Raw genomic sequence first — 13746 nt, 5'->3', positions numbered from 1 at the left:
CGGTGTGAGCAATGATTATCGAGGCGGTTCTCAATCCAATGGAATCGACGTGGGTATTTGCCATTCAGGTTTTTTATCAACCTGGCTGTCGAAAATCTGCCGTGCCTTGCGGAAATCCTCGACGTTGGAGACTACCCAAGTCCAGATAGGGGACATACGAACCAACAGCCCCATACCGAGCGGAGTCAGCTCATACTCGACACGTGGCGGAACCTCACCGAACTCGCGGCGAACCACTAGGCCATCTCGCTCCATGGAGCGTAGCGTCTTGGTCAACATCCGCTGAGTTACACCAGTCATCTGCCTTTTTATTTCGGCATGACGCATGGTGCCGTACACCCCCAAGGCGTGCAGGATGCCCAACGACCAGCGGCTGCCTGCGTGAGCAAGCACTTCCCGCCTGACACCATCATCATCTTCTCTCAAGGTTCGGCAGATTGTCTCTGCCTGACTAAGAGCCTCCTGATCGGTCATTTCATTGTCTGGTATCACAGGTGTGCCTTCTTACGAGCGTTTCCTAATCGTGCAAGCATTGGTTCATCTTACAGGCAACAGGTCTCAGGAGAAATCATGACCGAAGTGACCCAATTTTCGCCGCAATCCATTCTGGTTCTAGGCGCCGGTGAGCTTGGGCTCCCGGTCTTGCGCAATCTCGCGAGCGTGGCAGCGCGCGCGCCCGGTTCCACAATCAGCGTCCTTCTCAGGGACTCGACCATCAACACTAAAGTGCCTGAGAAAAAGGCCGAAATCGATGGGCTTCGGGGCCTAGGCATCCAGATGGTGGCCGCAGACCTTGTGAACGACTCTATCGATCAACTGGCTGAGGTATTCGCACGCTTCGATACCGTAATAGGCTGTGCGGGCATGGTCGCAGGCCGGGAAACTCCGATGAAGCTGGCTACCGCTGCGCTCAAGTCCGGTGTGAAGCGCTACTTCCCGTGGCAGTTTGGTGTCGACTTCGAAGTAATCGGTCGGGGCAGTCCTCAGGATCTGTTCGATGCTCAGCTTGATGTTCGCGAATTGCTTCGTGCCCAGGATAAAACTGAATGGGTAATCATCTCGACTGGTATGTTCACCAGTTTCCTGTTCGAGCCTGTATTCGAGGTGGTTGATTTCGAAAATAATACCGTGAACGCGCTTGGTAGTCTCGAGACCAGCGTGACGCTCACGACTCCAGACGACATCGGTGCATTGACAGCGGAAATCGTTTTCTTCGAACCTCGCTTTCGCAATGAAATCGTTTATCTATCGGGAGACACAGTGACATATGGAGAGGTGGCGAGCCTCCTCGAACGCGTACTGGGCCGTCCATTCAAACGTAACGTGTGGACTGTTCCGTACTTGCTCCAAGAGTTGGAGAAAGATCCAACGCATCACATCAAGAAGTATCGCGCTGTGTTTGCCCAAGGCAGAGGCGTGGCTTGGCCTAAATCGGGCACTTTCAACGCACAGCAGTCGATTCAAGTCACGACCGCTGAGAAGTGGGCTCAGGCAAATTTAGCAACCTCTTAACACAAGGGCGTTATGCACATATATGCCAACGTCCTTCTAGAGTTTCATGACATGTCATTTGAAGAGGCGCAGAAGTACGTCTATGCGTTCTGCATCGGGCCTGAGGGGGGCTTGGCCAACCTTCTAGCCGAGTCTGGCCGAGGTGAATGGGGTGGGCAGGCTGGGAAAAATCGAAGCTTGGCCCACCTCGCTGTAACCTCATCACAGCAGTTGGTGCAGGAGCCCGCCCCGCTAGCCAAAGCTGGACGGGCAATCTCTCATTTCAAGGACGACAAATGTTTCCACCAATGGCAAATCCCAACCTCGAAATCAACGCCACTGAATTCGAATGCTTGGTCAGGGACTGGATCGTAAAGCAAGGTGGTGAACTGACATCGCTGGAGGTGAGGCATGACGTCAAGGTGGAGGCCTTCGACTCAACCTACCAGATCGATGTGCTGGCGAAATTCCAGGCCTTTGCGGGCGCCGAATTTATCGTCCTGATTGAGTGCAAAAAATACCGTAATGCAGTCGAGCGGGAGCTGGTTCAGGTATTGCACGACAAGGTGCGATCTGTGGGCGCTCATAAAGGAATGCTGTTCACCACAACAGGGTTTCAATCTGGAGCGATAAAGTACGCTACGGCACATGGTATAGCCCTGGTCTCGATAATCGACGGTGTAGCTACCTACGAAACTCGCTCGGCGTATCCGGTTGCGGCGAAGCCACCGACTTGGCTCAACCTTCCGAAATTTGCGCTTTGGCACGTCGGTGAAAATGACGCCGGCAACATCACGATGAAATCCTTGGGGCGTGCTGATACAGAGCTCAACGAGATGTTTGGTGACTAAACCTAACTCTACAGCCTAGGTACCTATAAACCTCCCCGTTAGTTGGTTCTCCAAGAAATGGATGGGCGTACTGCACTAATGTTTTATGCCGGCAGTCGTCTTGGGTAACGAATTCCCCGCAGTCACGGGCTTTATATAGAACCCTACCCTGCAAGAAGGGTCTGCTCTAGTATCAGATCTCGGGAATACATCGAATGTCCGCGCAACACAGCCTAGTAATACTCGCTCGGGGAGGCTACGCCGCTCGGGGAATGCTGTATTTGATCATCGGTATTTTCGCGTTGCTCGCAGCACAAGACTCGACAAAACCGAAGGACAGCCACAAGAGCCTGGAAGCATTGCTGAGCCAACCATTCGGCTATTTTTTGGTTGGGCTTGTGGTGGCGGGTCTGCTCGCGTTTGCGGCGTGGCGCGTGCTTCAGGCAACGCGTGATGTCGATCATCATGGCAAAAAATTCAAAGGTTTGGTAATTCGCGCAGGCCTGTTCGCGGGAGGTATGGTCAACGGCGCTCTAGCGTTTTTTGCGTTGGGCCTACTCATTAGCGGTATTAAAAGCTCGGGCGATTCCGGAGGGCAAACCAAAGACTGGCTAGCGCATTTCCTATCCTGGGATCACTCGAATTTGTTGGTGTACCTGATCGCTCTCGTTCCCCTTGGTGTGGGTGTTGCTCACATCATCAAGGGATGGAAGGCGTCGTTCGAGAAATATTTTGAAGCTGACGAAGACGTCATGCGGTATGTCCGTCCGGTGTCGCGGTTCGGCCTAATAGCCCGAGGGGTTGTTTTTATAGAGATTGCGTTGCTGCTTGCAATCAGTGGTTCCACTTATCAAGCCATGGATCCACCTGGTATGAAGGAATCACTGGATGCGCTCCAAAATCTACCTGCTGGTTGGTTGATTTTGATGGTGATGGCCTTAGGGCTGATTGCTTTCTCGGTTTACAGTTTCTCTGAAGCCTTTTGGCGCAAGATCAACATGGATGTGCCGGGAGTGCCGAGCAGGGGTTGATGAGAAACGGAAGTCTTACAGCCATGCAGAGCCTTACTCGCACCAAGGCCCCCATGTTGGCGGGTTATCTACGATATCGATGGACGTGCTGAGTTCGTCTTGCATGTGCTCGAAGACTCTGTCGAGACGCGGATGAGCTCTCGATTCTCGGAGTGCATTTACTAATTCCAGAAGCTCTCGGCCCTGGGCTAGCGGCATCTGGATATCGCAGTACACCGTGTCATCGTCTTGTCCCATGCCCTCACCGCTCAGTCTTTTTTAGATTTATTTCTTGCGGCCCGATGCTGCTCCAGGTGTCGCATCTCTTCTTCCCAACTCGCCAGGAATTTATCCCAGCCTGAGGCGTATGGCCCATCGACCAACCTGGTCGACCCGACGCTTGCCTGGTAGAAACGCTCTCTCCAGGGTTGCGGAATAGTCTGCTCCAAAATGATGATGATTCCGGAGTTATGGCGCATCACCGAGACAGAGTTACGAACCTGAATGAGGTCGAGTGGCTTATCGCTAGAGGGGGTGTCGTTTCGCTCTTGGTCGTCGAGATCATCGAGGATGGCAAGGAGGTCGGATGCAGTGGGATCGCCAGGACGGAGGCATGCAAGGGCCCACAGAGTCCTTCGTCTAGCGCCCTCAAGCTGACGGAGTTCATCGTGGGTCATTTCAGCCGCATCCTTGTTGATTTGATATCTGGCAGTAGCTATGGCGTGCCGCCTGCGGCGGAAGGCTGGCGAGAACTGAGCCACGGCTGCGCCGCGTCTCAGCCCGTTGGGCGCTCATCCTGCACGCCTGCGCGCTCCGCTTGCCTGATACTCGCATGGAAAGGCGCAGCGAGCCGAAGCCAGGGCAGGTTTAACCGTGCCCTATGTACAGGACTATTACTTATGGAGCTTACTGAAGCGACTCGATAGCACTGCAGCTTCGGTAGTTTCCCAAGCTTCAGGATTAGACGTAGCGTTGAACATCACCCATGCCCTCCACAGGAAAAAGGCGGCAACCAAGCTCGACTCAATTACTGCAAATACCGTAGTGGTATACATATAATCTGAATTTTCCCCGAAGAAAAACAGCACTGGAAAGATCGAAGCGATCCAGCCAGCGACGAAAGTTAGACAAAATGCGATGGCCGCAGTGACCGTCAGGAAAATCGGGACTTGATATCTATACTGGGTTGCAAATAATTTCTCGCCGTTTTGCTTCGCTAGGCCGTACAAGATGCCTGTGTTTTTTTCTTTGTCATTGTTTCTTTTAAACAGGCCATACAAAGTTACACTCTCGCCGACCTCCAACTCTTCATAAAGCTTGTTCGACACTTGCAAATTCGGGATAACTGCACCGTCAATGCTGACTTTAGCTTTATGCCCGCCGTTCATTCGATCAATAGATCGAACGTAGTCAACTTTTCCTGAAACTTTCACGCAATCGAACTTCATCACTCACTATCCCTGCCTTCGCTTAAAAAAGTGGATCTGGTTCTTGCCAAGACGTCGCTCAGTGACGATTGCAGGCAGGCTTACGCGGGCCATAAATGTCGGACTTGATGAGCGCGTCTCCCATCGAGACGTCCCTGGCCGTGTCTTAGGTGCTGCTCTCATGACCAATCCATCATCAATCCAAACATCCCGCCGCTATGTTCAAACGACTGCTTGGCAAACCATATGTCACGATAATATCACTATGATCTGTTTATCGAAACACGCTTGCCGTGGCTCTATCCTCAGTTTTGAGGATCCGACTCATGCATCTGAAAGAAGCGCTGGCAGGAGCATTGCGTGGAGCTCGTGCTCATCAGGGGTTGAGTTACGAAGAGTTGGCGGGGGCAACGCACAGAACGTACGTGGGGAAGCTTGAGCAGGCCCGAGCGAACGCGACGTTGGAGAAACTGGACGAGATCGCTGACTATCTAGGCCTCGACCTTTTGACTATGGTCACTCTCGTCATTGCTGCGCAGGGTGACGAACTTCCATCCGAGGCTTTGCAACGTACTGCCCTGCGAATCAGGGAATTCGAGATGTCTGGAGGGTGGCAGTTGGTAGAGGAGCAATTCAGTGATGGAAAGCTCATCAAGCGCTCCCAAGGTAAGCCTAAGCAGCCGCTTAAAGCGGACTACGTTCGAGTCCTGAAAGCGCAAGGTTTCGACAGAAAAACAATCGCTGAAAAGCTCGGCATTGCCAGAAGCACAGTCCAAAAATACTGGAATACATAAGCCTGCAGAACATCAGCAATCCTGCAATCTAAGCAAATCGAGGTTTATGGCGCGCCCTATCGGGTCGGCTGTCGTAAACCATGCCATGGCTGACGCTAAGTCATGGCCCTCTGGGCTTCCATCCTCGCGCCTCCGGCCTTACTGGCCTGCGCGCTCCGCTTGCTCTCGTATATTTCCTTCGACGGAAGAAAATCCAGGGATATCTTCAGCACTGCGCAATAGAGTGTAGTCATCCTGTCTGTCCATATTTCTGTTGGAAGGTGCAGTCGCGGGGTGGACAATAGGGTTTTGGTCACTTGATAGATGGCCATTGAGGAAGGAACCTTGGGGATCTAAGAGAAATGAGGGCCGAATCTGTGCGAGTATTTCGTAAATGAAGCATGTGAGACTAATACGACATGGAGAGAGCGCTGCGAACGCGGGCCAAGCCACTTTAGATCACTCGACCATTCCTCTGACTCCGAAAGGATTCGAGCAAGCGCACCTGGTGGCTCTGTCGCTCAACCATCCTCCGGCTCTGATCGTTGCTTCGCCTTTCACCCGAGCGCATTCAACCGCTATGGCGACTGCAGCGGTGTTTCCTCATATCCCTTTTGAAACTTGGCCCATTCAAGAATTCACTTACCTTGAACCCGCGCGGTGCATTAGCACAACCGTCGCTGATCGGCGCGAATGGGTGGAGGCGTATTGGGCCAAAGCAGATCCTGGTTTCACGGATGGTGAAGGCGCTGAGTCATTTCTTGATTTCATAGCTAGAGCTCAGTCTTTCTTGGAGCGTCTTGCTGAACATCCCGCCCAAGACATCGTTGCTTACTCTCATGGCCAGTTCATTAACGCTGTAGCCTGGCTAATTGAGCGCAAATCGCTCGGCATTGACGGCGGAGCTATGGTGGACTGGCGTGAGTATGAGATCGCAAACCACGTGCCCAATTGTGGTGAGTGTCTGCTTTCGAAAGATACCGACGAAGCCGGTTGGAAAGTAAGCCGGTCAGCCACTAGGGAGCCACGAATGGACTCCACTTGGCGCGTGCCGGGCAGAGCTTATCAAGTCACTCGAGATCCCGAACGTCTGCTCATTGAGGAGCGCGCCGAGACTCTCGCAGCAGCAGGCTACCCTCCGCCAGACGATGATCCGGCTATGTACGCTGAGCAAAGGCTGAAAGAGGCCAGAACCGCAGCTCGTTCATCCCAAGTAGGTAGCGTTAGCGGAAACACTACGGCGGAGATCTCAGCGAGAAAGGTATGCCAATTATTGCGAGAGGTCATCTTCGAGCGACGGTCGATGACCAAGGTCAGTCAGCCGTCTTGGGATGAGATTTATGCGGGCCATTTCGTGGTGAGCGTCGAGGGTTGGCGGATATCGATCTACAACGACTGTGACACGCTCGACTACTGCGAAGAGTGCATCAGCTCTGATGGGCGACGCTGGTCGTTTGACTCTGGAGATCGCTTTGGTACTGACCCAATAGCGTTGCTCAGCACTTGGGAACATCAGACGCTTGAGCGTCTCCTGAAAGCGCTCTAGGGAGCCAAGTTCGAACGGGCCTCTACGAGGACGGCTGTCGTAAACCAAGCCTCGATGTTGCCGAGTCTTGGCCCTGTGGGCTTCCATCCTCCCGCCTGCGCGCTCCGCTTGCTACTGACCCCAAGTCACCCTTCCAAGAGATTTGTGGCCCAATAGCTTCGACGTAATTTGGACGTGCTGCTTGGATGGAAGTGAGTTGTGCATACCTGCCCTCGTACGCCCGCAGCCCGCTGATAGACAGTTCTAGGGGACGGAGGCGATAAACGTTAAAGGAACGTTAAAGGGAGCACCCCTGTCGAAACGTCCTTTTCCTTACTCAGCGACGAAAGAGACGGTCTAGAACCAGCAGAGCAATTGCACCAATCGCGATTGCAGCAACTGGTTTCTCTTTAACGAACGTGGATACGCTGCCCAGGGCATCGCCATAGGTTTGAGTCAGCTGACCGGCAGCTTGGCGTCCCGCACCTTCGGCTTCCAGCTTCGAATCACCAAGCAGTTTTCCGACTGCGCTTTGGGCTTTGCCGGCAACCTTTTCTACAACGCCTTCTACCTGCTCACTTCTCATGATTGATTAAACCTTCGTATAAGTTGGAAGCTCAGAATGATTGAACTGCGATGGCTACCATCCGATAGCCATCCCAGCGAAACGGTGTTACCGCCTAGAACTAATTTTTGTCTACGGCGTCTTTGACCTTGCCAGCCACTTGCTGTGCTTCACCTTTCTTTTCTTGGATGGCACCTTCGACCTGTAGCTTCTCATTGCCTGTGACCTTGCCGACACCTTGCTTCACGTTACCGATAGCTTCGTTGGCCAGGCCTTTGATTTTGTCTGAAGTACCACTCATGGTTGTCTCCCGGTTAGGAATAGGTGTCCTATCTGGACAGAAAAATTGACTGGCGACTGCGACCGGGAGTTCCACGGTTGACGACTACCACTCGTCGCCGGCCCTTCGAGTGCTATCTGGAAACAGGTACATCGCTGTTCGGATGGAGAAACAATTTCTTGCTGTCCAAGCCATCAAAACAGCATGATCGCCCTACTGCCCTCAGCGATGCATAATCAGATGCCCCACATTCCTGCCCCCTTTCCTCCGAACGAGGATGAAAGAGCCCTGTCGCTAGAGCATCTCGGGGTGCTGGACTCAGCTCCGGAGAAAGAATTCGACGATATCGTCGTGCTCGCGAGCACCTTGTGTGAAGTACCGGTCGCGCTGGTTTCTCTGGTGGACAGAGACCGTCAGTGGTTCAAGGCGTGCGTCGGGCTCGACGTGAGGGAGACGCATCGGGATCTGGCGTTTTGCGCGCACGCGATCCTGGCTCCCGCCGATGTGTTGACTGTCGAAGATGCCAGACTCGACCCGCGCTTTGAACACAGCGCACTGGTGCTTGGCCCGCCCTACATTCGCTTTTACGCGGGAGCTCCTATCATTGACGATACGGGGCACGCTCTGGGTACGGTGTGTGTAATTGATACCAAACCGCGAACCCTGACAGCACCGCAGCGCACGGCGTTGTTGGCATTGGCGAGACAGACCGTTTCGTTATTGCAATTGCGCCTGCTAAGACATCAACGAGAGCGTCGAGCAGAAATTCTTGAACAAGAACTGGCCCAGGCAAATGCGCTTAATCAAGTGGCCGAAGAGTCACTGCGTCACGCCAAGCGTATCTCCTCCCTTGGAATGGTCACGGCCAGTATTGCGCACGACTTCAACAACATTCTTCACGCGCTTAGTGCAAGCTTGCAGATGATCCGCTTGCGCGCCAGACGACCGAAAGACGTAGAGAAATTTAGTGATACCGGGTTGCAGGCGGTCGAACAGGGACGACAGTTAGTAAGTCATCTGCTCTCGTGTGTTCGACTCGACAGCCCAAATCTGGTGTGCATTGACGTTAATGCCCGACTTGAGGCAATGCGCGATGTGTTGTTCCGCACCGCGACCGAAAGTGTTGAGCTGACTTTCGACCTGTCAGCCCCCAATACCGCTGTGATGTGTGAAGAGGCCCAGTTGAATGCGGCTGTGTTGAACCTTCTCACGAATGCCAGGGATGCGCTCGGGTCAGCAGGAAGTATCTGCATTTCAACTCGACTGGTACGGGTTGAGGATGATGTTGCACTGGCTGGAGGCAATTACGTGGTGCTCAGCGTTACTGATACTGGGCCAGGTATACCGGGCGACCTGGCGGCTAAAATTTTTGAGCCTTTTTTCACCACAAAGGAAAGAGGAAAAGGTACGGGCTTGGGTTTATCTCAAGTCCGTGAGTTCGCAGAAAATGCTGGGGGCACCGTCATCGTAGAGACTGCTCCCGACAAGGGAACAGTCGTATCTTTGTACTTGAAATCATTGGGTCGAATCGATTCTGCGGTTAACCCCACATAATCAGCGTAGTTTGAAGATTTTGGCAGGTAACGTTCGTGACATGATTCGCGTGTATGCCGGCCCGATACGCTGTTGTTCCCAACATGGAGGTGACCCAAATGCATGCTGAGTATTCGCTATCAGATGTGCTGGAAAGGATGTACCAGAATCAGCTCGCCCTTGAGGCAGCCTTGATGGAGTTGACGTTGCACGCTGAAGCTCAAGGTAACGCTGATGTCGGAGACAATGTCCGAGGGGCGCTTTACACAATCGGTGAGAACGCTGGCCACATCAAACAAGGTTTGGCTCGCCTCAAAAAAAATGAATGATTATCCCGTTTACAATTTTTTCACATCCATCGGCGTACGGTGAACTCAGCTCTTTTTACGTTTCAAAGCCCGCTCTCCCCATCGCGGGCTTTTTTTTGCCCGCAATAATGCTGCGAGTAACCTAGATCCGACCTGACTTACGCAATGTGAGCTCGGTGGAGGCAGACAATGATCAGGCATTAAGTAGCTGACGTAGGAGATGACCTAGGAGAGAGCGAAGGCCAATTTGCGCGCTACGTCACCAACAAGCATCTCATCGCCTATTTTGGCCCATCCCGCGATTATTGTCTGAATGCATAACAGTCTTTCCCAAATTCGCGTCTATTTCCCGAGGGTGCGCGAGCATAAAGTTTGTCCTGTCAGCGCAGCAAACAGCTTATAGCACGCGGCTCTGCAACTGACGCGTAAGACGCTTGAAATCGTCAGCAAACAACACGCTTCGCTTAGAGCGATCAGTAGCTCTGTGCGTCTTATCGACCAAACTTACGATTTCTAACATCAAACTTAAATTGAAGGCAATCCCCCATGAAAGCTCCGATAGTAATGATCGCACTCTTTGGTTTTAGCTCTTTGGTTATGGCGCAGGAAAGCACTACTCAAGTTCAAGATCAACAAGTGCCTGTTGAACAATACAGCTACTCCACGCATCTTGACGTTGCTAAGGTGGTTTCTAAAACTGAGGTAGCGGACGTGTGCGGTGTTGTGCCGATGCGCATGACCTATGAGGATTCTCAAGGCAAGCGGCATATCTTGGCGTACGAAGTGATGGGCAGCGGCTGCAGCAACGGTTGACCAATCAATCCGTAAAATAATTGCGCCTCAGAGCTTTTTACACTGAGGCGCAAAATTAAATACTCGCAACTCTGGAGCTTAATTCTGCGGAACAATTTATATTTGGCCTTATTTAACCTCACTAATCCTGAAACTACAGCCCCCATCAAATCTTAATAGGATTACTTCAGGCAATGAGTTCCTCAGAGGTATTCATTAGCTGAGTACCTACCCGACTTTTTAACGTATCGATGAAGCGAGTAATTTTTGCATCGATGAACTGGCGTGATGTATAGACGGCGTAAACGTTACGCTCGTAGGTATGATACTCAGGCAACACGCGGACGAGCCTGCCCGAACGCAAGTCCTCGATGGCAGAGAAACCGGCCAGCAAACCTATGCCTGCTCCCTCTCGTATGGCGACCGCCATCGCTTCCATATCATTGACGCTGAAACTCGGGCCCTTGGGGGCAAACGTGGCATCCCCGGTCTTGCTCTTCAATTGCCACTCATCCCGCACATAATCGACGGTACCCAACAGCAAACACTGATGATCATCGAGATCTTCTGGCGTCACAGGGGCCGCGTGCCGCTCTAGATACTCTGGAGACGCAACCAGCACACAATGGCTAACGCCGATCTTTTGGCTGACATACGCTGAATCAGGCAGTGTTCGGGCAATCAGAATCGAGACATCCAATTGGTCTTCCAGCAGGTTAGGCATTCGCTGAGAAAGCATTAAATCCACGGTAACATCGGGGAATTCTCTGCGGTACTCCAGCACGGCAGAGGTGACCAGTTGCCGCGCAAGCCCCGGCACACAATGCACACGCAATGTCCCCCTAGGTTTCAACGCCGCGTTACTCGCCTCAGCCTCTGCATTTTCAAGGTCTGCCAGAATTTTGGTACAGCGCTCATAGAAGCGCCGGCCAGCGTCTGTCACCGAAAGACGGCGGGTCGACCGCTGCAACAGGCGAGTGTCGAGCACGTTTTCAAGCGCGGAAACCGCACGCGAGACGTTGCCAACCGTAGAGTCCAGATGGTTTGCCACAGCAGTGAAACTGCCCATCTCAACAACTTTGACGTACACGGACATGTTCGTAAGCTTATCCATCCAACTCTACCTATCGATCTAATTCCAAGCGTTCTTCACTTCAGAAGTACGCAACCCTAGAACCATTGAAACCTTGAACCTCGAGCCGGACTGCCTTCACCGCGTAACGTGGGCGGTGTTTGCAGATGCTACACGCTCCTGGCCGTGCTCGATATTACCTCCAGACACAACAATGATTCCCTCCTTGCCGGCTAAATCAAACGGCTCGTACTCCATAGACTTGGTTGCACAGGGCGCCTGAACAAGCACTGCAGGCTGACAACCCAGGCGCCGAGTTTTGTACGAACTTTTGATAGACCAACCGAAGGGCAACCCCATGAACACGTCTTACGACCCGCTTTATCTTTTTATCGGTGGTGAATGGATCAGTGCCGAAGGGCGCGCAACCGCCGCTGTCGTTAACCCCGCAACCGCACGTGAGATAGGGCGCGTTCCACTCGCCACAGCAGGCGACCTTGATCACGCACTCGAAGTGGCAAAACTGAGCTTTGAACAATGGCGCCAGACCGTCCCTGACCAGCGCGCAAAGATTCTCAAACGAGCCGCTGATCTCATCCTGGAACGGGCCCCACATATTGCCGAGCAAATGACACTTGAAGAAGGCAAACCGCTTGGGGAAAGCCTGGATGAAGTAACGCGTACGGCTGAATACTTCGAGTGGTTTGCCGAAAGCGCCCGCCGTATTGATGGTCGTGTAGTCCCGGCCAACCGTCCCGGTGTGCTGCAAATGGTAAAACGCCAAGCCATCGGCCCAGTTGCTGCATTCACGCCTTGGAATTTTCCGGCTATTACCCCAGCTCGCAAACTCTCGGCGGCATTGGCCGCAGGTTGCAGTGTCATTCTCAAACCCGGTGAAGAAAGCCCCTCCACAGCGCTGGCCCTGGCACGAGCTCTAGATGACGCAGGATTGCCTAAAGGCGTGCTGCAGGTAGTGTTTGGCGTGCCGGATCAAGTGTCCAGCCACCTGATCGCTTCCTCCATCATCCGCAAGGTGACCTTCACAGGTTCTGTACCCATCGGTCGGCTACTGTCAGCCCGCGCTGCCGAGGGCGTCAAGCCGATCACCCTTGAATTGGGAGGCCATGGGCCGGTGTTGGTATTCGATGACGCAGACATCGAAAAAGCAGCCGTCGAAGGTGTTGCCAATCGGTTTCGCGGGACTGGTCAAGTCTGCATCTCGTCAACGCGGTTTCTTATTCAGCGTGGCACCTATCAAAGATTTGTAGATCAATTTGTGACGGCCACCCTCGCGTTGAAAATTGGTGATGGCCGGACGCCTGGCACCCAGGTCGGGCCGCTAGCCAATCCAAGGCAGCTCGCCAAGATGGAAGAGCTGGTGGCTGATGCTGTTGCCAAAGGTGCACGCGTATTGGCCGGTGGTAAGCGCCTGGAATGCAGCGGCTACTTTTTTGAGCCCACCGTGTTGGCGGATGTACCTATGAACGCCCGAGTCATGCATGAAGAACCATTCGGGCCAATCGCCGTGCTGATGCCATTCGATCACTTGGCTGATGGTTTGAAGGAGGCTAATCGCCTGCCCTACGGGCTTTCAGCCTATGCGTTCACTTCTAGCGCTCGGACTGCCATTGATGTCGCTGACGGGCTAGAGGCCGGGATGATCGGTATCAACCAATACCGCATCGTCGCCACAGAACTTCCTTTCGGCGGCATGAAAGAAAGTGGCCATGGTTCGGAAGGTGGCATTGAAGGCATCGAGCATTACCTCACCAACAAATTCATCAGCCAGGTTTAAGGAAGCATCATCATGTCCAATATCAATTTCAGCAGCCCTCGTGAAGCGGCCCGGGCGTTTACACCAAAGCTTTCGCAATTCGTTGATTCGACGCTGTACCCGCAGATATGGAGCGATCCGGCATTGTCACCACGCGACCGGAGCTTGATCACAGTGGCCGCATTGATTGCCGGTGGTCACTCTGAAGAGTTGCCTGCGCATCTGCGAAGGGCTTTGAGCAATGGGGTGAACCATGACGAAATCGCCGCCGCGATAACTCACCTGGCTTTCTACGTAGGCTTTCCAGGCGCCATTACCGCATCCGCTATCGCCAATGCCACCTTTACCGAACCGGAGAAAAACTGA

Annotated in this window: 16 protein-coding genes and 1 pseudogene; 10 read left to right on the top strand and 7 right to left on the bottom strand. The window is 53.1% G+C overall.

Translation table 11 applies throughout. The features are described from left to right. Positions 1-30: 30 nt before the first annotated feature. Positions 31-474, bottom strand: coding sequence for a helix-turn-helix domain-containing protein (locus tag M2497_RS13320; RefSeq protein WP_122686565.1), 444 nt, complete (start codon positions 472-474; stop codon positions 31-33). Between the two features lie 96 nt (positions 475-570). On the opposite strand from M2497_RS13320, the gene M2497_RS13315 reads away from it, so the two are divergent. The 3 genes from M2497_RS13315 (at position 571) to M2497_RS13305 (ending at position 3352) form a co-directional block, all read left to right on the top strand. Continuing rightward, the gene (locus tag M2497_RS13315) at positions 571-1512 is read left to right on the top strand and encodes an aromatic alcohol reductase (RefSeq protein WP_248487897.1); all 942 of its coding nucleotides are present in this window, start codon (positions 571-573) and stop codon (positions 1510-1512) included. Positions 1513-1787: 275 nt separating this feature from the next. Beyond that, positions 1788-2342: a restriction endonuclease gene (locus M2497_RS13310; protein ID WP_248487896.1), complete on the top strand. Its 555-nt coding sequence runs from the start codon at positions 1788-1790 to the stop codon at positions 2340-2342. Between the two features lie 194 nt (positions 2343-2536). Next, positions 2537-3352: a DUF1206 domain-containing protein gene (locus M2497_RS13305; protein WP_248487895.1), complete on the top strand. Its 816-nt coding sequence runs from the start codon at positions 2537-2539 to the stop codon at positions 3350-3352. A gap of 33 nt (positions 3353-3385) precedes the next feature. On the opposite strand, the gene M2497_RS13300 is transcribed toward M2497_RS13305, so the two are convergent. From M2497_RS13300 to M2497_RS13290, 3 genes are all read right to left on the bottom strand, one after another. Next, complete coding sequence (locus M2497_RS13300) at positions 3386-3589, bottom strand: hypothetical protein (protein ID WP_064053019.1); 204 nt, start codon at positions 3587-3589, stop codon at positions 3386-3388. Positions 3590-3600: 11 nt separating this feature from the next. Continuing rightward, positions 3601-4008 (bottom strand): hypothetical protein, encoded by a 408-nt coding sequence (locus M2497_RS13295; protein WP_248487894.1) that lies wholly within the window; start codon positions 4006-4008, stop codon positions 3601-3603. 216 nt (positions 4009-4224) lie between these two features. Continuing rightward, positions 4225-4779, bottom strand: coding sequence for a hypothetical protein (locus M2497_RS13290; protein WP_248488200.1), 555 nt, complete (start codon positions 4777-4779; stop codon positions 4225-4227). Between the two features lie 305 nt (positions 4780-5084). Here M2497_RS13290 and M2497_RS13285 point away from each other — a divergent pair, with 305 nt between their 5' ends. Next, positions 5085-5552, top strand: coding sequence for a transcriptional regulator (locus M2497_RS13285; RefSeq protein WP_248487893.1), 468 nt, complete (start codon positions 5085-5087; stop codon positions 5550-5552). 373 nt (positions 5553-5925) lie between these two features. After that, positions 5926-6534 (top strand): annotated as a pseudogene (locus M2497_RS13280) (histidine phosphatase family protein); the annotation flags it as partial. A gap of 859 nt (positions 6535-7393) precedes the next feature. Here the strand turns inward: M2497_RS13280 and M2497_RS13270 are convergent. Further along, the gene (locus M2497_RS13270) at positions 7394-7642 is read right to left on the bottom strand and encodes a CsbD family protein (protein WP_248487892.1); all 249 of its coding nucleotides are present in this window, start codon (positions 7640-7642) and stop codon (positions 7394-7396) included. A gap of 100 nt (positions 7643-7742) precedes the next feature. Next, positions 7743-7922 carry a CsbD family protein gene (locus M2497_RS13265; RefSeq protein WP_248487891.1) on the bottom strand — a complete coding sequence of 60 codons (180 nt, stop codon included), beginning with the start codon at positions 7920-7922 and terminating at the stop codon, positions 7743-7745. A 219-nt stretch (positions 7923-8141) separates the two neighbouring features. Here M2497_RS13265 and M2497_RS13260 point away from each other — a divergent pair, with 219 nt between their 5' ends. The 3 genes from M2497_RS13260 (at position 8142) to M2497_RS13250 (ending at position 10555) form a co-directional block, all read left to right on the top strand. Then, positions 8142-9455, top strand: coding sequence for an ATP-binding protein (locus tag M2497_RS13260; protein ID WP_248488199.1), 1314 nt, complete (start codon positions 8142-8144; stop codon positions 9453-9455). Positions 9456-9553: 98 nt separating this feature from the next. Beyond that, entirely contained in the window at positions 9554-9763 is a 210-nt protein-coding gene (locus M2497_RS13255; RefSeq protein ID WP_248487890.1) for a hypothetical protein, read from the top strand. Positions 9764-10288: 525 nt separating this feature from the next. Further along, a complete protein-coding gene (locus tag M2497_RS13250) occupies positions 10289-10555 on the top strand; it encodes a DUF2790 domain-containing protein (protein ID WP_248487889.1) in 267 nt (88 codons plus the stop codon). Between the two features lie 166 nt (positions 10556-10721). Here the strand turns inward: M2497_RS13250 and M2497_RS13245 are convergent, their stop codons facing one another. Continuing rightward, on the bottom strand, positions 10722-11648 hold the full coding sequence (locus tag M2497_RS13245; RefSeq protein ID WP_248487888.1) for a LysR family transcriptional regulator: 927 nt from the start codon (positions 11646-11648) through the stop codon (positions 10722-10724). 316 nt (positions 11649-11964) lie between these two features. On the opposite strand from M2497_RS13245, the gene M2497_RS13240 reads away from it, so the two are divergent. Both M2497_RS13240 and M2497_RS13235 read left to right on the top strand, forming a co-directional pair. Next, complete coding sequence (locus tag M2497_RS13240) at positions 11965-13401, top strand: NAD-dependent succinate-semialdehyde dehydrogenase (RefSeq protein WP_248487887.1); 1437 nt, start codon at positions 11965-11967, stop codon at positions 13399-13401. 12 nt (positions 13402-13413) lie between these two features. Then, the gene (locus tag M2497_RS13235) at positions 13414-13746 is read left to right on the top strand and encodes a carboxymuconolactone decarboxylase family protein (protein WP_248487886.1); all 333 of its coding nucleotides are present in this window, start codon (positions 13414-13416) and stop codon (positions 13744-13746) included.

The organism is Pseudomonas sp. CYM-20-01 (assembly GCF_023169845.1).
Taxonomy (GTDB): domain Bacteria; phylum Pseudomonadota; class Gammaproteobacteria; order Pseudomonadales; family Pseudomonadaceae; genus Aquipseudomonas; species Aquipseudomonas azotoformans.
Note: the sequence above shows the minus strand (reverse complement) of the source record. Positions and strands in the feature narration are given on the sequence as shown.